The 19842-nt window shown below is 69.4% G+C and carries 14 protein-coding genes; 11 read left to right on the plus strand and 3 right to left on the minus strand.

Features of this window, described 5'->3' with window-relative positions:
• Positions 1–32: 32 nt before the first annotated feature.
• Positions 33–6038, plus strand: coding sequence for an Hpt domain-containing protein (locus KIT86_RS09810; RefSeq protein ID WP_297397756.1), 6006 nt, complete (start codon positions 33–35; stop codon positions 6036–6038).
• Positions 6039–6098: 60 nt separating this feature from the next.
• Here the strand turns inward: KIT86_RS09810 and KIT86_RS09815 are convergent, their stop codons facing one another.
• Positions 6099–7598, minus strand: coding sequence for a deoxyribodipyrimidine photo-lyase (locus KIT86_RS09815; RefSeq protein ID WP_297397758.1), 1500 nt, complete (start codon positions 7596–7598; stop codon positions 6099–6101).
• Between the two features lie 65 nt (positions 7599–7663).
• Between KIT86_RS09815 and KIT86_RS09820 the strand changes: the two genes are divergently transcribed.
• The 7 genes from KIT86_RS09820 (at position 7664) to KIT86_RS09850 (ending at position 12806) form a co-directional block, all read left to right on the plus strand.
• Complete coding sequence (locus tag KIT86_RS09820) at positions 7664–8251, plus strand: YqgE/AlgH family protein (RefSeq protein WP_297397760.1); 588 nt, start codon at positions 7664–7666, stop codon at positions 8249–8251.
• A 107-nt stretch (positions 8252–8358) separates the two neighbouring features.
• Positions 8359–8766 carry a Holliday junction resolvase RuvX gene (gene ruvX / locus KIT86_RS09825; RefSeq protein ID WP_297397762.1) on the plus strand — a complete coding sequence of 136 codons (408 nt, stop codon included), beginning with the start codon at positions 8359–8361 and terminating at the stop codon, positions 8764–8766.
• A complete protein-coding gene (gene pyrR / locus KIT86_RS09830) occupies positions 8763–9290 on the plus strand; it encodes a bifunctional pyr operon transcriptional regulator/uracil phosphoribosyltransferase PyrR (RefSeq protein WP_297397764.1) in 528 nt (175 codons plus the stop codon). The genes ruvX and pyrR overlap by 4 nt, the downstream gene beginning before the upstream one ends.
• Positions 9287–10252: an aspartate carbamoyltransferase catalytic subunit gene (locus tag KIT86_RS09835; protein WP_297397785.1), complete on the plus strand. Its 966-nt coding sequence runs from the start codon at positions 9287–9289 to the stop codon at positions 10250–10252. The genes pyrR and KIT86_RS09835 overlap by 4 nt, the downstream gene beginning before the upstream one ends.
• A gap of 118 nt (positions 10253–10370) precedes the next feature.
• The gene (locus tag KIT86_RS09840) at positions 10371–11702 is read left to right on the plus strand and encodes a dihydroorotase (protein ID WP_297397766.1); all 1332 of its coding nucleotides are present in this window, start codon (positions 10371–10373) and stop codon (positions 11700–11702) included.
• Positions 11699–12436 (plus strand): 1-acyl-sn-glycerol-3-phosphate acyltransferase, encoded by a 738-nt coding sequence (locus KIT86_RS09845; protein ID WP_297397768.1) that lies wholly within the window; start codon positions 11699–11701, stop codon positions 12434–12436. Before KIT86_RS09840 ends, KIT86_RS09845 begins: the two co-directional genes overlap by 4 nt.
• A 16-nt stretch (positions 12437–12452) precedes the next feature.
• Complete coding sequence (locus tag KIT86_RS09850) at positions 12453–12806, plus strand: VOC family protein (protein WP_297397770.1); 354 nt, start codon at positions 12453–12455, stop codon at positions 12804–12806.
• On the opposite strand, the gene KIT86_RS09855 is transcribed toward KIT86_RS09850, so the two are convergent.
• Positions 12803–14032 (minus strand): helix-turn-helix domain-containing protein, encoded by a 1230-nt coding sequence (locus KIT86_RS09855; protein ID WP_297397772.1) that lies wholly within the window; start codon positions 14030–14032, stop codon positions 12803–12805. The genes KIT86_RS09850 and KIT86_RS09855 overlap by 4 nt on opposite strands.
• Before the next feature lie 241 nt (positions 14033–14273).
• Between KIT86_RS09855 and KIT86_RS09860 the strand changes: the two genes are divergently transcribed.
• Together KIT86_RS09860 and KIT86_RS09865 are read left to right on the plus strand one after the other, a co-directional pair.
• The gene (locus KIT86_RS09860) at positions 14274–16409 is read left to right on the plus strand and encodes a PQQ-dependent dehydrogenase, methanol/ethanol family (protein ID WP_297397775.1); all 2136 of its coding nucleotides are present in this window, start codon (positions 14274–14276) and stop codon (positions 16407–16409) included.
• Positions 16390–18630, plus strand: a complete 2241-nt coding sequence (locus tag KIT86_RS09865) for a TonB-dependent receptor (RefSeq protein ID WP_297397777.1) — start codon at positions 16390–16392, stop codon at positions 18628–18630. The genes KIT86_RS09860 and KIT86_RS09865 overlap by 20 nt, the downstream gene beginning before the upstream one ends.
• Before the next feature lie 96 nt (positions 18631–18726).
• On the opposite strand, the gene KIT86_RS09870 is transcribed toward KIT86_RS09865, so the two are convergent.
• Complete coding sequence (locus KIT86_RS09870; RefSeq protein ID WP_297397779.1) at positions 18727–19371, minus strand: glutathione S-transferase; 645 nt, start codon at positions 19369–19371, stop codon at positions 18727–18729.
• Positions 19372–19468: 97 nt separating this feature from the next.
• Here KIT86_RS09870 and KIT86_RS09875 point away from each other — a divergent pair.
• On the plus strand, positions 19469–19842 hold a 374-nt coding region (locus KIT86_RS09875), incomplete at its 3' end, for a DUF2946 family protein (RefSeq protein ID WP_297397781.1).

The following is a 19842-nucleotide window of genomic DNA, read 5'->3' on the forward strand; positions in this document are numbered from 1 at the left end:
CGTCGGCGCCCGCGTCAACCCACTGGAAGAACATGCTCGACTCCGCCATCGACACCGACAGCCTGCCAGCGGACGCGCCGATCGCCGACCTCGGCCCCCTGGCCTGGGTTTTCGAGGAGCTGCGCAAATCGCTCGACGGCGCCAACAAGGCCATCAAGCGGTTCGTGCGCGAGACCGAACTGTCGCGCAACAACGACCTGGAGGCGGTGGACCCGGGTTCGCTGCGGCTGGCGCGCCAGCAGCTGCACCAGGCTGTGGGCGCCCTGGAGATGGTGGGGCTGACCTCGCCGGCCCAGGTGCTGCGCGCGATGGAAGCCGCGGTGCAGCGTTTCGTGCAACGCCCGAACACCTGCACCGAAGAGGCCGCAGGCAAAGTCGAGCGGGCGAGTTTCGCGCTGATCGAGTACCTCGAAGCGGTGCTCAACAACAAGCCGATCCAGCCGGTGGCGCTGTTCGCCCAATACCGCGAGGTGCAGGAGCTGGCGGCGGCCGAGCGCGTGCACCCGGCCGATCTGTGGCCCTTCGAACACCGGGGCAAAGAGGTCGGCGCGCCGGCCGATGTCGCCGCGCTCGAATCCAGCGCGGCCGTGCGTTCCCTGTTCGACCGCCTGGTCCTGCTGGTGGTGAAGACCCAGAGCGTGGCCGCCGCGCAGCAGTTGGCCAAACTCAGCGCCGGCCTGTCTGCAGGCGCCTCCGATGCGCGATCGCGCACCTTCTGGCGCGTGGCGGCCGGTTATTTCGAGGCGATGGCGCACCGCCTGTTGCCGCCCGACGTCTACGTCAAGCGCGCCACCTCGCGCATCCTGCTGCAGTTCGTCAACCTCAGCCAGGGCAAGGCCCAGGTGTCCGAGACCCTGCTGCACGACCTGCTGTTCTTCTGTGCCCAGCCCACGGAGGTCTCTGCCGCCACGACGCCCCACCTGGCGGCGGTGCGCGAGGCCTTCGGCCTGGGGCAGTTGCCCCCGGTGGACTACCACCAGGCCACGCTGGGCCGTTACGACCCGGCGGTGCTCGCCCAGGCGCGCAAGCGCATCCACGCAGCCAAGGAAGTCTGGTCCCTGTACGCCGGTGGCGACAACAGCCGTGCCCGCCAGGTGGCCGACCAGTTCAGCCTGATCGGCGACTCGCTGCTCAAGCTGCACCCGGCCAGCACCGTGCTGGCCCAGGCGCTGGTGAAGGCGGCCGATCAGGCCGTGCAGGAGGCCGGCAACGTGCGCCCCGAGCTGGCGATGGAAGTGGCCACCACCACCCTGTACCTGGAAGCGGCGTTCGAGGATTTCGACCCCAGCGCGCCCGAGCTGACCGAGCGCACCCAGGCCCTGGCCGAGCGCCTCGAAGGCGTGCTTGCCGGTCGGCCCGCGCAGCCGCTCGAAGTGTGGATGGAGCAGTTGTACCGGCGCGTGAGCGATCGCCAGACCATGGGCAGCGTGGTCGGTGAGCTCAAGGCCTCGCTGGGCGAGGCCGAGAAATCGCTCGACCAGTTCTTCCGCAACCCGCAGGAAAAGGCGGGTCTGCACGTGGCGGTGTCCCAGCTGGGGCAGATGCGCGGCGTGCTCTCCGTGCTGGGGCTGGAGCAGGCGGTGCTCACCGTGGCCCGCATGCGCAACGCGGTGGACCAGATTCTCGATACCGAGGTGGACGAGGCACTGGCCCGCGAGGCCGGCACCTTCCAGCAACTGGGCAACAACCTCAGTGCGATGAGCTTCCTCGTGGACATGCTCAACTACCAGCCTGCGCTGGCCAAGAAGCTCTTCGTGTTCGACGAGGAGAAAGGGGAGCTGCTGCCCCTGATGGGCCGCACCGTGGGCGCAGATGCCGCGCACCAGCCGGCCTTGCAGGAAGCGCAGGCGATCAGCGAAGGCGTGCAGCGCGTGGTCGACGGCGTGCAGGGGGGCCTGAGCCTGGTCGATCTGAGCGAACAGCTCGACTCGCTGGCGGACCAGGCTTCGCTGGCCGAGCAGTCGGGCGTGGCGCGCGCCGCGCGCGAAGCGGCCGAGGCGGTGGTCGGCAACGACGCCGCCGCCGGTGCGCAGGCCCTGGTGGGTCTGTCGGCATCCTCCGCGGGTGCCCAGGCGCCCGAGCCCGACGCATCCGGCGATGCGGACAGCGACGAGGACGACCTGCTCGACATCTTCCTGGAAGAGGCCCGCGAAGTGGTGGCCAACGGACTGGAAGCCGTGTCGCACCTGCAGGTGCAGCCCAGCGATCTGGAGCACCTCACCACGTTGCGCCGGGCGTTCCACACGCTCAAGGGCAGTTCGCGCATGGTGGGCCTGGAAGAATTCGGCGAAGCGGCCTGGGCGATGGAACAGCTGCTCAACACGGTGCTGGCCGAACAGCGGCCCGCCAGCCCACCCCTGCTCACGCTCTCGGGCGAAGCCATGACAGCGTTCGGGCGCTGGGTGGACGACATCTCCGCGCGCCGGGACGTGCCCTGGCGCTCATTGCCCTTCCGCGCCAGCGCAGAGGCGCTGCGCGACCAGGGGCAGTACCTGCCGCTGGAATGGCCCGAAGCGGCCTCGTCCGCGCCGGCGCCGCTGGTGGAAGCCACCGTGTTCGTGCCGCCGGAGGCGGCCGCGCCGGCCCCGGTGGAGGAGGCCCTGGCCGAACCCACATTCGATCTCGACTTCGATGCCGTGGCCGCTGCGGCTTCGAGCGCAGCCGCACCTGCGGATGCGTTGCCCGCCCCCGATGCCCCGTCGGTGGACGAACCGGCCGACGAGCCGCCCGGGGTGGCGGCGCCACGGGACGCCGAGCCGCTGCTGGCCGATATCGATTTCGGCAGCCTCGCCGCGTTCTCCTCGGCAGCGCAAGCCGCGCCGGCCGAGCCGCAGGTCGCATCGGTCGAAGCTGAACCTGCCCTGGCCGAGCCCGAATGGGTTGAACCCGACCTGGGCCAGGTGGTCGATCCCGTGGACGAGCCGTTCCTGGCAAGCCTGCCCGAGGGGGTGGACGGCGCGTTGGCGCAAGCCGCGCCCGAGCCCATCGAGGCGGCTCCCGCGGACGACAGCCTCACCCTGGAGGTGGCTCAGTCGGTCGAACCCTTCGTGCTGCCCGAACCCGAGCCCGAGCCGCTTCTTGACGAGCAGACCAAGGTCATCGGTCCGCTGCGCATCGGCCTCAAGCTCTACAACGTCTACCTCAACGAGGCCGACGAGTGGTCCCGCCGCCTCAACACCGTGCTGACCGAGTGGGCGCTGGAGCGCCACGAGCCGGTGCCCGAGCAGGCCGAGGGGCTGGCGCATTCGCTGGCCGGCAGCTCGGCCACGGTGGGCTTCCAGTCCCTGTCGGACATCGCGCGTGCCCTGGAGCATGCCATCGGCACGGTGGGCGCGCACCAGCGCTCGGGCCACCCCGCCAGCGCCGCGCAGGCCCAGCTGTTCGTCCAGGCCTCGGACGACATCCGCCGTCTGCTGCACCAGTTCGCCGCCGGCTTCCTCAAAGAGCCCAACGCCGAACTGATGGAGGCGCTGTACCGTGTGGTGCACGATCCCCAGCCTGAACCCGAGGCCGCCCCGCAGCCGCTGCCCGCCGAGGCACAGGTGCCCCAGGAGGGTGGCGCGCCAGTGCTGGCGCTGACCGGTTTCGAGGTGCCCGACCGCGCCGACCAAGCCACCGCTTTCACCGCGCCTCACGCCGACCCGGGCCGGGTGCACGAGGCGGTACAGGACATCGACGACGACATCGACGTGGCGGACACCGTGGACGTCGACCTGTTCCCCATCTTTGCCGAAGAGGCGCAGGAACTCATTCCCCAGCTCGATGGCGCCTTGCGCCAGTGGGTGGCACGCCCGGACAACAACAGCGCGCGCGCCGAGGTGCTGCGCAATCTGCACACCCTCAAGGGCAGCGCGCGCCTGGCCGGCGCCCTGCGGCTGGGCGAGATGGCGCATCGCATGGAAACCACCGCCGAGCGGTTGGGCTCCGATCTCCAGCGCGGCGCCGACCTCGAGCCCTTGCAGGCGGCGTTCGATGCGATCAGCGCCCGCTTCGAGCAGCTGCGCAGCGCCGACGCCCAGATCGTCGACATCGTGCAGCCCGCCCCCGAGCCCGTGCCGGCCGCGCCGGTGGCCGAGATCGCGGCACCTCAGGTGGCCGACACCTCCGTCGTGGCCGGGGAGGGTGGCCTGACGGGCATTGCACTGCCGCAGGCCCCCACGATCCTGCAGGCCCGTGCGGGCGCGGCCGTGCGCGTGCGCCCCGAACTGCTGGACCGTCTGGTCAACCAGACCGGCGAGGTGATGATCACGCGCTCGCGCATGGAGTCCGAGCTCGTGACCCTGCGCGGCTCGCTCAAGGACCTCACTGGCAACCTGGACCGCCTGCGCGGCCAGTTGCGCGACATCGAGCTGCAGGCCGAGACGCAGATGCAGTCGCGGCTGGCCCAGGCGCGCGATGCGGACCAGTCGTTCGACCCACTGGAGTTCGACCGCTTCACCCGCGTGCAGGAACTCACCCGCATGATGGCCGAGTCGGTGAACGACGTGGCCACCGTGCAGCGCAACCTGCAGCGCGCGGTGGAAGCCACCGAGGACAGCCTGGTCGCCCAGGCACGCCAGACGCGCGAACTGCAGCGCGACCTTCTGCGCACGCGCATGGTGGAGTTCGAGGGCATCTCCGAACGCCTGTACCGCGTCGTGCGCCAGGCCTCCAAGGAGACGGGCAAGCAGGTGCGGCTGGACATCACGGGCGGCAACATCGAAATGGACCGCGGCGTGCTCGACCGCATGACCGCCGCGTTCGAACACCTGCTGCGCAACAGCGTGGCGCACGGCATCGAAGCGCCCGAGCGGCGCCAGCAAGCGGGCAAGCCGGCCGAAGGCCAGATCGAGATCGTGCTGGGCCATGAGCTCAACGACGTCTCGCTGGTGTTCACCGACGACGGCGCCGGCCTCGATCTCGCGCGGCTGCGCGAGAAGGGCGTGGCCCAGGGCATCGTGCCGCAGGATGCGCAGTTGAGCGACGAGGAAGCCGCCCAGCTCGTGTTCGAGCCGGGCATCAGCACGGCGCGCGAGGTGTCCGAACTGGCCGGCCGTGGCATTGGCATGGACGTGGTGCGCAACGACGTGGTGGCGCTCGGTGGCCGCATCGAGACGGCCACGCAGGCCGGGCAGGGCACCAGCTTCAAGCTGGTGCTGCCACTGACGACCGCGGTCACGCAGGTGGTGATGCTGCGCGCAGGCGGGCTCACCGTGGGCGTGCCGTCCAACCTGGTCGAGGTGGTGCGCCGCCTCAGCGGCGAGGATCTCGCCAAGGCCTACGCCAGTGGCCAGCTCAACGTCGCGGGTGAGGACGTCCCCTTCTACTGGGCCGGCGCGCTGCTTCAGTCCTCGGCGCGTTCGACCGAGGTGCATGGTCGCACGCAACCGGTGGTGATCTTCCGAAGCGCGGCGCAGCGTGTGGCCCTGCACGTGGATGAAGTGCTTGGCAACCAGGAAGTCGTGGTGAAGAACCTGGGGACGCAGCTCTCGCGCCTGCCGGGGCTCGCCGGCATGTCGGTGCTGGCCTCGGGCGCGGTGGCGCTGATCTACAACCCGGTGGCGCTGGCCACGGTGTACGGCGCCCAGGTGGCCGAGTGGGTGGCGAACCAGCGCACGACGCCGCAGGTCGCCACGTCCCTGGGCGAAGCGCTCGCGCAGAGCGCGGCAGAGGTGAACACGGTGCCGCTGGTGCTGGTGGTGGACGACTCCATCACCGTGCGGCGCGTCACACAGCGCCTGCTGCAGCGCGAGGGCTACCGCGTGACGCTGGCGGCCGACGGACTGCAGGCCCTGGAGAAACTGCAGACCGAACGCCCGACCGTGGTGCTGTCCGACATCGAGATGCCTCGCATGGACGGCTTCGACCTCGTGCGCAACATCCGCAGCGACGTGAGGTTGTCCGACCTGCCGGTCATCATGATCACTTCGCGCATCGCGGAGAAGCACCGTGAGCACGCGCGCGAGCTCGGGGTCGATCACTACCTCGGCAAGCCCTACTCGGAAGACGAGTTGCTGGCCCTGATCGGCCACTACGCCAAGGCGGCCGCCGAGGCCTGACCCGCAGGCTCGCCCCTGGGCGGGCCCGCGGCCCGCCCAGCGGTGGAGGCAGGGCCTTCCCTAGCCGGGCGTCTTGCCCGGCTGCTTCACCACCGCATAGCGCAGCAGCGTGCGCTCGCGCGCCACGCTGTGGTCCACGATCGGCTTCGGGTACTGCCGGCCCAGTTCCAGGCCGGCCGCCGCCAGCTCGATCTCGTTGGCTTTCCAGGGCGCGTGGATCGCCGCGTCCGGCAGGCCGGCGAGCTGCGGAAGGTATTTCCGGATGAACTTGCCTTGCGGGTCGAACTTCTCGCTCTGCGTCACCGGGTTGAAGATGCGGAACCAGGGCTGGGCGTCGCAGCCGCTGGAACTGGCCCACTGCCAGCCGCCGTTGTTGGCGGCGAGGTCGAAGTCGATCAGGTGGTCGGCAAAGTAGCGCTCGCCCCATTGCCAATGGATGCCCAGGTCCTTCACCAGGAAACTGGCGACGACCATGCGCAGCCGGTTGTGCATGTAGCCGGTCTGGTTGATCTGGGCCATGGCCGCGTCGACCAGCGGGTAGCCCGTGCGCCCTTCGCACCAGGCCGCGAACTGCTCCCTCGCCTGCTTGCCGTGCTCGAACTTGATGGCGTCGTACTCGGGCTTGAAGGCCTTGTCCACCACGTGCGGAAAGTTCGCCAGCACCTGGTGGTAGAAGTCGCGCCAGACCAGCTCCGACAACCAGGTGCTCGCGCCCGCAATGCCCTGCAGGTGCATCTGGTAGGCCACGGAGGCCAGGTGGCGGATCGAAATGGTGCCGAAACGCAGATGCGCGCTCAGGTAGCTCGGCCCTTTCACGGCCGGGAAGTTGCGCGCGTCCTCATAGCGGTCGATGCGGTCGACGAAATCCTCGAACAGCGCCTGGGCCCCACTCGTGCCCGTGGGCAGGGCGAGCTGGGCCAGGTTGGTGGGCTCGAAACCCATGTCCGACAGGCTGGGGACCGGCACCGCGTGCTCGGCCGGCACGCCTGCCAGCGTGCCCGCGTACCGGGCCACCGGGTAGGCCTTGAGGTGAAAGGGCGTGAGCGCCTTGAGCCAGGCGTTCTTGTAAGGCGTGAACACCCCGAAGGCGTGGCCGGCCTGCGTGAGCACCTCGCGCCTTTCGAAGATCACGTGGTCCTTGTGGCTGTGGAGCAGGATGCCGGCGTGAGCGAGGTCGCCGAACACGCGCGCGTCCCTCGCCAGGGCGGCGGGCTCGTCGTCGTGGTTGGCGAACACCGCCTGCACCCCGAGCTTCTGCGCCAGCGCGGGAATCGCCTGGCGGGCCGGCGCGTGCAGCACGATCAGCCCCACGCCTTCCACCCGGTGCGCCCGCCCCAGCGCCCGCAGCCGTTCGTCGAGTTCTACCAGCGATTCGCGGATGAACTCCACGCGCCGGTCTGCGCGCAGACCGCGTTCGAGCAGGTCGTCCAGGATCTCGGTGTCGAACACGAACACGCACCATACCTGGCGGCAGACCTTGAGCGCGTGGTAAAGCGCCGCGTTGTCCTCCGCACGCAGATCACGGCGGAACCACATCAGACCTTTGTCGTAACTGTTCATGGGCCAGGGCGGGGGTTGCCCCTGCCGGGCAATGACCAGCAGAGTAGGCGGCTTAAAATCGCGCCATGTCCGCTGATTTTGCCCCCATCAACCTGACCAATCATTTTCTGATTGCGATGCCCGGCCTCAGCGACGAGCTTTTCGGCCGCAGCGTGGTGTTCATGTGCGAACACAGCGAGCGCGGCGCCCTGGGTCTGGTGATCAACAAGCCCAGCGACATCCTGCTGCCGCGCCTCTTCGAGAAAGTCGATCTCCCCATGGGCCGGGACGACCTGGCCGGGCTACCGGTGTTCCAGGGCGGCCCGGTGCAGACCGAGCGCGGATTCGTGCTGCACGAGGCGGTTTCGGGCGAGGGCGAGTCGGTCTACGCCTCCACCCTGTCCATCCCCGGCGGCCTGGAGATGACCACCTCCAAGGACGTGCTCGAAGCCATGGCCTCCGGTGCCGGCCCGCGCCGGGTGTTCGTCTCGCTGGGCTACGCCTCCTGGGGGCAGGGCCAGCTCGAATCGGAAATCACCGAGAACAGCTGGCTCACGGTGGAAGCCGACCCCAACCTCATCTTCGACGCGCCGGTGGCCGAGCGCTACGAGCGCGCCATGGCCTTGCTGGGTCTGCAACCCTGGATGCTCTCGCCCGACGCGGGGCACGCGTAGGTATGGAGCCCCCACGCTCCGCCGCTGCGCGGGTCGCTGCCCCCCAGGGGGGCTGGGCCGGCCTTGGGGGCGGCCCGGCGGCTGGCCCGGTGGAGCCCTCTCCCTCGATGTCCCAACCTGACGTGCCGGCGCACTGCCAGATGTTTCTGGCGATCGACTTCGGCCTCAAGCGCACCGGCGTGGCCACCGGCAACCGCCTCACACGCAGCGCCACGCCCCAGCCCACCATCGCCGCCGAGGGCGACGCGCGCTTCGCGCAGATCGCGCAGCGCCTCAAGGAATGGCAGCCCGACGCCCTGGTGGTGGGCGTGCCCTACCACCCCGACGGCGCCGCCCACGAGAACACCGCGCGCGCGCTCAAGTTCGCGCGGCAGCTGCGCGGTCGCCACGGCCTGCCGGTGTTCGAGGTGGACGAGCGCTACAGCACCACCGAGGCCCACAGCCTCGGGGCCAAAGACGCCGATGCCGCATCGGCCTGCATCATCCTGGAACAGTTTTTGAGGAGCCTGCCTTGACGTCGTCGTCACCTTCCCACCTGCCCGATGCCGAGGCGCTCTACGCAGAGCTGGCGCGCGCGGTGAAACAGCTGCTGGCCTCGTCGCCCACACCGTTGGTGCTGGCCGGCATCACCTCCGGCGGCGCCTGGCTCGCCGAGCGCCTGCAGGCCGACCTCGGCCTGAGCGGGCCGGCGGGCGTGATCTCGTCGAGCATGCACCGCGATGATTTCGCGCAGCGTGGCCTGGCCTCCAGCGCGCAAACCCGGCTGCCTTTCGACGTGAACGGCGCGCACGTCCTGCTGATCGACGACGTGCTGCACACCGGCCGCACGCTGCGCGCCGTGATCAACGAACTCTTCGACTACGGCCGACCGGCCAGCGTGCGCCTGGCGGTGCTGGTGGACCGGGGCGGGCGCGAGCTGCCGATCGAGGCCAACGTGTGCGCCGCGCGCCTGGAGGTGCCTGCGGGTCGCTCGCTGGAGCTCGCGCGCGATGCCGACAGCGGCCGCCTGAGCTTCGTGCTGGAAACCAAGGAAGCCTGACCGTGCAACGCAAGAACCCCCAGCTCAACAAGAACGGTGAACTCATTCACCTGCTCTCCACCGAGGGCCTCTCGCGCGACATCCTCACGCAGATCCTGGACACCGCGGCAAACTTCGTGAGCGTGAGCAACCGCGAAGTGAAGAAGGTGCCGCTGCTGCGCGGCAAAAGCGTGTTCAACCTGTTCTTCGAGAACAGCACGCGCACCCGCACCACCTTCGAGATCGCGGCCACACGCCTCTCCGCCGATGTGATCAACCTCGACATCGCGCGCAGCTCCACCGCCAAGGGCGAGTCGCTGCTCGACACCATCGCCAACCTCAGCGCGATGGCGGCCGACATCTTCGTCGTGCGCCACAGCGAGTCGGGCGCGCCCTACCTGATCTCGCAGCATGTGGCCCCGCATGTGCACGTGGTCAACGCTGGCGACGGACGCCATGCGCACCCCACGCAGGGGTTGCTCGACATGTACACCATCCGCCACTACAAGAAGGATTTCACCCAGCTTTCGGTGGCCATCGTGGGCGACGTGCTGCATTCGCGCGTGGCGCGCTCGGACATCCACGCACTCACCACCCTGGGTTGTCCCGACGTGCGCGTGGTCGGCCCGCGCACGCTGGTGCCCAGCGATCTCTCGCACATGGGCGTGCGCGTGTGCCACACGCTGGAGGAGGGCATCAAGGATTGCGACGTGGTGATCACGCTGAGGCTGCAGAACGAGCGCATGAGCGGCGCCCTGCTGCCGTCGAGCCAGGAGTACTTCAAGAGCTTCGGCCTCACGCCCGAGCGCCTGCGCTGGGCCAAGGACGATGCGATCGTCATGCACCCGGGCCCGATCAACCGCGGCGTGGAGATCGATTCGGCCGTGGTGGATGGGCCGCAGAGTGTGATCCTGCCTCAGGTCACCTACGGCATTGCGGTGCGCATGGCGGTCATGGGCATCGTCGCAGGGAACGAGGCATGAGACAGCCCCACCCCTGCAGCGACCGGCGGTCGCTGACCCCCTCAAAGGGGCGCAGCCTGCGGCCCGGCAAAGCCGGTCCCGTGGCAGCTCTTGACTGTGTGCGCATGAAGGTGACCTCATGAAGATATTGATTCAGAACGGCCGTGTGATGGACCCGGCCAGCGGCCGCGACGACATCGCCGATGTGGCGATCGCCGCCGGCCGCGTCATCGCCATCGGCAACGTGGCGCCCGACTTTCACCCCAACCGCACGCTCGACGCCAGCGGCTGTGTGGTGGCGCCCGGCCTGGTGGACCTCTCGGTGCGCCTGCGCGAACCGGGCCAGGAGCACGCCGGCATGCTGGAGAGCGAAATGGCCGCTGCCGTGGCCGGCGGGGTGACCTCGCTGGTCTGTCCGCCCGACACCGACCCGGTGCTCGACGAGCCGGGCCTGGTGGACATGCTCAAGTTCCGCGCCGAGAAGCTGCACCTGGCGCGCGTGTTTCCGTTGGGCGCGCTCACGCGCGGGCTGCAGGGCGAGGTGCTCACGGAAATGGCCGAACTCACCGAGTCCGGCTGCATCGGCTTCGGCCAGGCCGAGGTGCCCATCGTCAACGTGCAGGTGCTGCAGCGCGCACTGCAGTACGCCGCCACCTTCGGCTACACGGTGTGGCTGCGCCCGCAGGACTTCTGGCTTGGCAAAGGCGTGGCCGCCAGCGGCCCGCTGGCCACGCGCCTGGGCCTGGCGGGCATTCCTGCGGCCGCCGAAACCATCGCGCTGCACACGCTGTTCGAGCTGATGCGCAGCGCCAAGGGCAGCGGTCAGGGCGCTCGCGTGCACCTGTGCCGCCTCAGCAGCGCTGCCGGCCTGGCCCTTGTGCGCCAGGCCAAGGCCGAGGGCCTGCCTGTGACCTGCGACGTGAGCGTGCACAACCTTCACCTCACCGACGTGGACATCGGTTACTACGACAGCCGCCTGCGCCTGCAGCCACCGGTGCGCCAGCAGCGCGACCGTGACGCGCTGCGCGCCGGCCTGGCCGACGGCACCATCGATGCACTGGTGTCCGACCACAACCCGGTGGACAGCGATGCCAAGACCCTGCCGTTCGCCGAGGCCGAGCCGGGCGCCACGGCGGTCGAGTTGCTGCTGGGCCTGGCCTGCACCTGGGCACAGCAGGAAGGCCTGGGGCTGATGCAGGCCCTGGGCGTGCTCACGGTCGGGCCGCAGGCGGTGCTGGGCACGAGCCTGGGCACCTTGCAGGCCAGCGCAGGGCGCATCGCCGTGGGCGGCGTGGCCGATCTCTGCATCTTCAACCCCGACAGTGGCTGGACCGTGCGGCCCGAGGCATTGCGCAGCCAGGGCAAGCACACGCCCTTCGGCGGCCACGAAATGCCGGTGCGCGTGCATGCCACGCTGGTGGGGGGGCAGTTCGCCTACCAGGCCGGCACCGAACGGACCGCGCACGCGTGAGGCCCCTGCGCGCGCTCTGGCGCGGCCTGCGGGCCACCGCGCACGTGCTGAGCGGGCTGTGGACCATCCGCACCGAGTTCGGCCGCCTGACGCCCCCGCAGACCGAGCTGCTGGTGCGCGAGTGGACGCGCCGCATGCTGCTCATCCTGGGCGTGGAGCTGGTGGTCGAGGGCACGCCGCCCGAACACGGCCCGCTGCTGCAGGTGGCCAACCACATGTCTTGGCTGGACATTCTGGTGATGAATGCGGCGCGGCCGAGCCGCTTTATTTCCAAGGCAGACGCCGAGCACTGGCCCCTGCTGGGCTCGCTCATCACCGGCGCGGGCACGCTCTACCTCGAGCGCGGCAGCCGCCGTGCGGCCATGCGCATGGTGCATCACATGGCCGAGCGGCTGGCGCTGGGCGACATCCTCACCGTGTTTCCCGAAGGCACCACGGGCGACGGCCGTGCGCTGTTGCCGTTCCATGCCAACCTGCTGCAGGCCGCCATCGCGGCGCGCGCGCCCGTGCTGCCCATCGCCTTGCGCTTCGTGCAGCGCGAAAGCGGCGAACCGCACCCAGCGCCGGTGTTCGTGGGCGACACCACGCTGATCGGTTCGATCTGGTCCACGCTGAACGCAGACGGCCTGCGGGCGGTGGTGCGCTATGGCGAGCCCCAGCGGGACCTGGGGCGCGATCGCCGCACCTGGGCCAATGACCTGCGCGCGGAGATCGATCGCCTGCGCGCGCTTTGAACGGAAAGGACCTGCCATGGCCAGCGAAGGGCGCGATCAGCGCATCGACTACATCGAGTTCAACGTGGGCGACATCGAACGCGCCAAGGCCTTCTATGGGGCGGCCTTCGGCTGGACGTTCGTTGACTACGGGCCGGGCTACTGCGAGTTCAGCGACGGGCGCATGACCGGGGGCTTTGCCACTGGCGAAGCGGTTCGCCCGGGCGGTGTCCTGGTCATCCTGTACGCGGACGATCTGGCCCGCACGCAGCAGCGCATCGAAGCCGCAGGCGGCCGCGTGTCGAAGCCGGTGTTTGCATTTCCCGGTGGCCGCCGGTTCCACTTCCTGGACCCGGACGGGCACGAGCTGGCCGTCTGGTCGACGCCCTAACCCGCGTCTGGCGCCTGCGCCTTCTGCATTCGCCGGTACAGCATGCCGCGCGAGACGCCCAGCGCGCGCGCGGCCTTGGCGATGTTGCCGCCGCAGGCCGCGAGCGTGCTCTCGATCAGGCGCTGCTTGTGGTCCAGCAGGGTCGCCTGTGTGCGCTCATGGGGGACCTCGGCTTCCCGTGGCGGGGTGAGGGCCGCTGGTGCGGGCGTTGCTTCGGCGGTTGCCGGTGCGGGCTGCGAGACCGCCACCGCGTGCTTGAAGTCGGCACCATTGCTCGCGGTCAGCGTGCCCGTCATCCACACGCCCAGGCCATTGGGCAGGCGCAGGGTCTGCGCCTGGTGCTGGCGTGTGAGCGAGAGCAAGCGCTCCAGCGCCACGCCGAACACGTCGTCCACCGTGTGCCGTTCTTCCATGCGGCAGCCCGTGAGGCGGCGGCCCGCGCCGTTGAGCCACAGCACGCGCCCGCCCGCATCGATGCCCGCCAGGGCCTCCATGGGGGTGCCCAGCAGCGTGGGGCTGGCCTGGAAGTGCAGCACCAGGTGCTCGACCGACTGCAACTGCAGCAGCCGGTTTTCGATGGTGGTGGCGTACATGCCCACCACCGAGGCCGCGTCGAAATGGAAGCGCCCGGCTTCGATCGAGACGTCCAGCACACCCGCGAGCTGGCCGTGGATGTCGCGGATCGGCGCGGCCGCGCAATGCAGGGTCTGCAGGCACTGGAAGAAGTGCTCGGCGCCGGTGACGGTGCAGGCTTCGCCGGTGCGCACCACGATGCCCGGCGCATTGGTGCCGACCTGGCCCTCGGTGAGGTTCACGCCCACCCGTGAGGCGGTCTTGAGCAGCGGGTGCTCATTGGTCGAAGGCAGTTGCGTGGCGTGAATGATCACGCCCTGCGCGTCGGTCAGCAGCACGCGGCAATCGGTGCCGGCCAGTGCGGCCTCCATGTGGTTGAGTTCGAGGTTGCCGGCCTGCAGCAGTTGCCGGTTGCGGTTCAGGCTGGCGTGGGCCCGGCTGCGCGTGACCTGCTCGAAGCTCACGCGGTCGGTGGGCTGCTGGCGCGCCGAGGCGCAGCGCAGCCACGACTGGATCACCGCCTCGCCCACCAGGCCGGACGGGCGCGTGCCTTCGTCGAAGAAGCGCTGGCGTGCCAGCGCGGTGCGCTGTTCGGTGGTCTGGAAAAAGAGCTGGCGTGGCGTGCTCGCCTGCCCGTTCGTGGGGTGGGGCATGTTCTTGTCCTGCTGGGCGTCTCCTGGGTCAGTATCCCGTTCCTCGGCGTGCGGTGGCATGCGGGTAAGCCCTGCCCGCCGCCCGTCGGGTGTTCCACGCCGGAACACATCGGCTTCAGGGAAATCCCGAAGATGAATCGGGACGCGGGGAGGCAGAAGATGGCAAAGCTGGGCCGAGCACGACAGGCCCTGGCAGCCCCACAAACAGGCCTGCGCGCCGCAGGCAGCTCAAGGAGACACGATGAAACCGTCACCACTTGCCTCGGTCAGGTGCCGCGCGGCCGCCTGCCTGTTCACCGCGCTCACGCTCTGCAGTGCCGCCTTCGCGCAGCCGCAGGCGCCCATCAAAGGTTCCCAGGAACACATCCGGGCGGCCCTGGGCAAGGTCAACGCCAGCTTCATGAAGGCCAACGCCGGCAAGACGCCGGACTGGCCCAGCTACGGCCTGGACTACGCCGAGACGCGCCACTCCAAGCTCAAGCAGATCACCACCGACAACGTGAAGGACCTGGGTCTGGTCTGGTCGTACAACCTCGAATCCTCGCGCGGCGTGGAGTCCACGCCGCTGGTGGTCGACGGCATCATGTACGTCACCGCCTCCTGGAGCATCGTGCACGCCGTGGACGTGCGCACCGGCAAGCGCCTGTGGACCTTCGATCCCAAGGTCTCGCGCGAGGCCGGCTACAAGGGCTGCTGCGACGTGGTCAACCGTGGCGTGGCGCTGCACGAGGGCAAGGTCTTCGTGGCGGCCTACGACGGCCGGCTGATCGCGATCGACGCGGCCACCGGCGAGCAGGTGTGGTCCAAGGACACCATCATCGACCGCAAGTTCAGCTACACCATCACCGGCGCACCGCGCGTCTTCAAGGGCAAGGTGATCATCGGCAACGGCGGCGCGGAGTACGGCGTGCGCGGCTACATCACCGCCTACGACGCCAAGACCGGTGACCAGAAATGGCGCTGGTTCACCGTGCCGGGCGACCCGAGCAAGCCGTTCGAGGACGAGTCCATGGCCAGGGCCGCCAAGACCTGGGACCCGGCCGGCAAGTGGTGGGAAGCCGGCGGCGGCGGCACCGCCTGGGACACCATGACCTTCGACCCCGAGCTCAACCTGATGTACATCGGCACCGGCAACGGTTCACCCTGGGCGCGCAGCAAACGCAGCCCGGCCGGCGGCGACAACCTCTACCTCGCGTCCATCGTCGCGCTCAACCCCGACACCGGCAAGTATGTCTGGCACTACCAGGAAACCCCGGGCGACAACTGGGACTTCACCTCCACGCAGCCCATGATCCTGGCCGACATCAAGCTCGACAACAAGCCGCGCAAGGTGATCCTGCACGCGCCCAAGAACGGCTTCTTCTTCGTGATCGACCGCACCAACGGCAAGTTCATCTCGGCCAAGAATTTCGTCGACGTGAATTGGGCCACCGGCTACGACAAGAATGGCCGCCCGATCGAGACGGCGATCGCGCGCACCGCCGACCGCCCGCGCGAAATCATCCCAAGCGCCTTCGGCGCGCGCAACTGGCACTCCATGTCTTACAACCCGGCCACCGGCCTCGTGTACATGCCGGTGCAAGGTGTGCCGCTCACGCTGATGGACAACAAGGACTGGAAGTTCAACGCCGACCGGCCCGGTGAACCGCACGCCAACATGGGCTGGAACCTCGCCACCTTCGCCAATGTGGAGCCACCGTCGAGCAAGCCCTTCGGCCGCCTCGTGGCCTGGGACCCGGTGCAGCAGAAGGCGCGCTGGACGCAGGAGCAGATCTCTCCCTGGAACGGCGGCACGCTCACCACGGCCGGCAACCTGGTGTTCCAGGGCACGGCCGATGGGCGCTTCATCGCCTACAACGCGACCAGCGGCGAGAAGCTGTGGGAAACGCCCACCGGCACCGGCGTGATCGCCGCGCCCTCCACCTACATGGTGGACGGCAAGCAGTATGTGTCGATCGCGGTGGGCTGGGGCGGGGTGTATGGCCTGGCGCAGCGCGCCACCGACCGCCAGGGCCCGGGCACGGTCTACACCTTTGCCGTGGGCGGCAAGGCGCAGCCCCCGGCCTTCGTGAACTACCAGCTCGGCAAGCTCGTGGCTGGCGTGAAGTACGACCCGGCCCAGGTGCCGGCCGGTACCGCGCTGTACGTGAGCAACTGCGTGTTCTGCCACGGTGTGCCTGGCGTGGACCGGGGCGGCAACATCCCCAACCTGGGCTACATGGACAGCGCCTTCATCGAGAATCTGGACAAATTCGTCTTCAACGGGCCGGCCCAGGCACGCGGAATGCCGGACTTCACGGGAAAGCTCAGCCAAGACGATGTTCAGAAAATCAAAGCGTTCATTCAAGGCACGGCCGATGCCATTCGGCCGAAGTAGTAGAGCCCCCACGCTTCACCGCTTTGCGGGTCGCTGCCCCCCGGGGGGGCTGGGCCTGCCTTGGGGCGGCCCGGCGGCTGGCCCGGTCGCCGCGCGCTGGCTCTTGTGGGGCGCCACCGTGGTGCTGGCGCTGCCAGCACAGGGCCAGCAGCGGCTGGATGGCGACACCGCTGGCGCGCTCGCGCCGGTGGTGATCACCGGCGACTCGGCCTGGCAGCAGCGCTGGCTCGCGCCGGGCTCGGTCGAGGTGGTGGATGGCGAGGAGCTGCGCGCGGGCCAGTTGCAGATCAACCTCTCCGAAGGCCTGGGACGCGTGCCCGGCCTGGTGGTGCGCAACCGGCAGAACTACGCGCAGGACCTGCAAATATCCATGCGCGGCTACGGCGCTCGCGCGCCTTTCGGTGTGCGGGGCGTGCGCCTGTACGTGGATGGCATTCCGGCCAGCGCACCCGACGGGCAGGGCCAGGCGGCGAACTTCCCGCTGGGCAGCGCCGACCGCGTCGAGGTCATCCGCGGCCCGTTCTCGGCGCTGTACGGGGCCTCGGCGGGCGGCGTGATTGCCCTCTACACACGGGACGGCGAGCGCCCCACCGAATGGCGCACCGGCGTGGCGGCCGGCGCCAACGGCCTGTGGCGCTTCTCCACCCAGCTCAGCGGGCAGACCGGCAGCGCCGAGCAGCCCGGCTGGTCGTACACATTGGACGCAGGCAAGTTCGCCACCGACGGCGAGCGCCCGCAGTCGGCCGCCTCGCGCAGCACCGGCAACCTCAAGCTCAGCCGCGCGCACGAGGGCGGGCGCACGGTGCTCGTGCTCAACCGCCAGAGCAGCCAGGCCCTGGACCCGCTGGGCCTCACGCGCGCCGAGTTCGACGCGGACCCCGGACAGACCACGGCGGCGGCCACGCAGTTCAACACGCGCAAGAGCGTGTCGCAGACGCAGGTCGGCCTGGCCTGGGAACAGGCGTTGGGGCAGGGCCATCGCATCGAGCTCATGGGTTACGGCGGCCAGCGTGCCGTGCGCCAGTTCCAGGCCATTCCCACGGGCGCGCAGGCCCCGGCCGGCAGCGCCGGTGGCGTGATCGACCTGGACCGTGACTACTGGGGCTGGAACGCGCGCTGGCGGCTGGACCGCAGCTACGACAGTGGCCGCCTCACCGTGGCCGCCGGCGTGGCGTCGGACCGGCAGACCGAGGACCGCCTCGGGTACGAGAACTTCATCGGCACCACGCTGGGCGTGCAGGGCCGCCTGCGCCGCGACGAGGCCAACCGCGCCAGCACGTTCGACCCCTATGTGCAGGCCGAGTGGCGCACGCCGGCGACGACCTTCATGGCCGGGCTGCGGCATTCGCGCGTGCGCTTTACCTCGGCCGACCGTTACATCGGCCCGGGCAACCCGGACGACAGCGGCGCCGCTGATTTCGACGGCTTCAGCCCGGTGCTGGGCGTTCGCCGGGAGATCACGCCGCAACTGCAGGCCTTCGTGAGCGTGGGGCGCGGTTTCGAGACGCCCACGCTCAACGAGGTGGCTTACCGGGCTTCGGGCCTGACGGGGCTCAATCCCTCGTTGAACGCCTCGCGCAGCCTGAGCGCGGAGACGGGCCTGCGCGGGCGCCAGGGCTGGGGCAGCTGGAGCGCCACGCTGTTCGAGACGCGCACCAAGGACGAAATCGTGGTGCTGTCGAACACCGGCGGGCGGTCCACGTTCCAGAACGCGGGGCGCACGCGCCGCCACGGTTTTGAACTGGCGGGTGTGATGCAGTGGGGGAAGTTCACCGTGACGCCGGCCTACACGTGGATGGACGCGACCTACCGCGATGGCTTCCTGACCTGCGTGGCCACGCCGTGTGCGGCGCCGACCGTGCCGGTGGCGGCGGGCAACCGTTTGCCGGGGCTGGCGAAGCAGCAGGCGTATCTGCAGGTGGCTTGGGAGCCCGGCTGGGCCAACAGTGTGTTCACCCTGGAGGCTTTGCACACGGGGCGCATGGCGGTGAACGACCGCAACACGGATTTCACGTCCGCGAGCACGGTGTTCAACCTGGGGGTGCGGTTCGAGCAGAACCGGGGCGACTGGACCTGGCGCGAGTTCGTGCGCATCGACAACGTGACCGACCGCTCTTACGCGGGGTCGGTGATCGTCAACGAGGGGAACAACCGGTTCTTCGAGCCTGGAGGTGGGCGCTCCGTCTACGTGGGTGTGGAGTTGGTGCGGCGGTTTCCCTGAGGTATTTCTTTCGCTGCGTCTCAGGCGGAGACCTCGCGTCAGGCCAGAGGCGGTGCCCGCAGGCGCCGGCCTCTATCGGGCGCCGCGAAGAAAGGCTCAGCCCTTGGCCCGACTGAGCATCAACTCGGTGTTCACCTTGCGGTCCGCATTCACCTTCTGCACCGAAGGCCGCTCGCCCAGCTTCTTCAGGTAATCCCGAGCCGGCGTGTCGGCCAGGAAATCGCGGCCGTAGATGATCTTGGTCGCGCTGCTCACCAGCGGCAGGTGCACCGCCGCCGCGCAATCGGCCAACGTGAACGTCGAGCCTGCGATGAACGGCGTGTACTTCGTCAGCTGGGAAAAGGCGGCCACGTTCTTCTCCAGCTGCTGGCCGATCTTCTCCTTCGCCGACTCACTCACCTTGCCGCCGAAAAACGCCTCGGGATACAGGTTGCGCGCCACCAGCTCCAGGTGCAATTCCAGATAGCGCACCAGCTCCCGCACCTTCGCCGCCTCGAACGCATCCCGGGGCAACAGCGGCACCTCGGGATAGGCGTCCTCCAGGTACTCCAGAATCACCGTCGACTCCGACAGGGACCCCTTGTCCGTCTTCAGGTAAGGCACCTTGCCCAGCGGACTGCAGGCCTTGTCGGTCTCGCCGACCCAGGCCAGCGCCTCCTCGAACGCCACGCCCTTTTCGAGCAGGGCGAGCTTGACCTTGTTGTAGTAATTGCTGGCCGAAAAGCCGCAGAGTGTGAGCATGTCTGTCTCCGGTTGGGGTTGTGCGCGCCATCGTAGCCCCAGGGCTTGCGCCCACGCGTCCCGCAGTTGACGGGCCTGGCTGATAAACTGCCCGCCCATGCGCTTGTCCCGCACCACCCACCGATTTGCCGCCTGGCTGGCCATGCTCGCCATGCTGCTGGGCGCCCTCGCGCCCACCGTGGCGCAGGCGGTGGTCTCCGCGCAAGGCGGCCCGGGCTGGGTGCAGGTCTGCAGCGCCAGCGGCATGGTCTGGGTGCAGGCCGATGCCGCCGCCGGCGACAACGCCGCCATGGCCGATGTCGGCAAGTCCATGGCCGACGCCTCGCGCCATTGCCCCTGGTGCAACCTGCACGGCGCGGTCGGCCTGCCGCCTGCCAATGTGCAGGCCCTGGTGCTCGCGCCCCGCGCCGCGCAGCCGCCCGAGCCGTTCCGCTCGGCCCTGCCTGCGCCACCCTGGCCCGCCGCGCAGTC

Source organism: Hydrogenophaga sp. (genome assembly GCF_026125825.1).
Taxonomy (GTDB): Bacteria; Pseudomonadota; Gammaproteobacteria; order Burkholderiales; family Burkholderiaceae_C; genus Hydrogenophaga.

Coding starts and splice junctions, on each gene's coding strand:
- KIT86_RS09865 (WP_297397777.1), top strand. CDS start 16,390: ATGCCATTCGGCCGAAGTAGTAGAGCCCCCACGCTTCACCGCTTTGCG.
- KIT86_RS09820 (WP_297397760.1), top strand. CDS start 7,664: ATGTCCGCTGATTTTGCCCCCATCAACCTGACCAATCATTTTCTGATT.
- KIT86_RS09815 (WP_297397758.1), bottom strand. CDS start 7,598: ATGAACAGTTACGACAAAGGTCTGATGTGGTTCCGCCGTGATCTGCGT.
- KIT86_RS09870 (WP_297397779.1), bottom strand. CDS start 19,371: ATGCTCACACTCTGCGGCTTTTCGGCCAGCAATTACTACAACAAGGTC.
- KIT86_RS09850 (WP_297397770.1), top strand. CDS start 12,453: ATGGCCAGCGAAGGGCGCGATCAGCGCATCGACTACATCGAGTTCAAC.
- ruvX (WP_297397762.1), top strand. CDS start 8,359: ATGTCCCAACCTGACGTGCCGGCGCACTGCCAGATGTTTCTGGCGATC.
- KIT86_RS09840 (WP_297397766.1), top strand. CDS start 10,371: ATGAAGATATTGATTCAGAACGGCCGTGTGATGGACCCGGCCAGCGGC.
- KIT86_RS09860 (WP_297397775.1), top strand. CDS start 14,274: ATGAAACCGTCACCACTTGCCTCGGTCAGGTGCCGCGCGGCCGCCTGC.
- KIT86_RS09810 (WP_297397756.1), top strand. CDS start 33: ATGCTCGACTCCGCCATCGACACCGACAGCCTGCCAGCGGACGCGCCG.
- KIT86_RS09855 (WP_297397772.1), bottom strand. CDS start 14,032: ATGCCCCACCCCACGAACGGGCAGGCGAGCACGCCACGCCAGCTCTTT.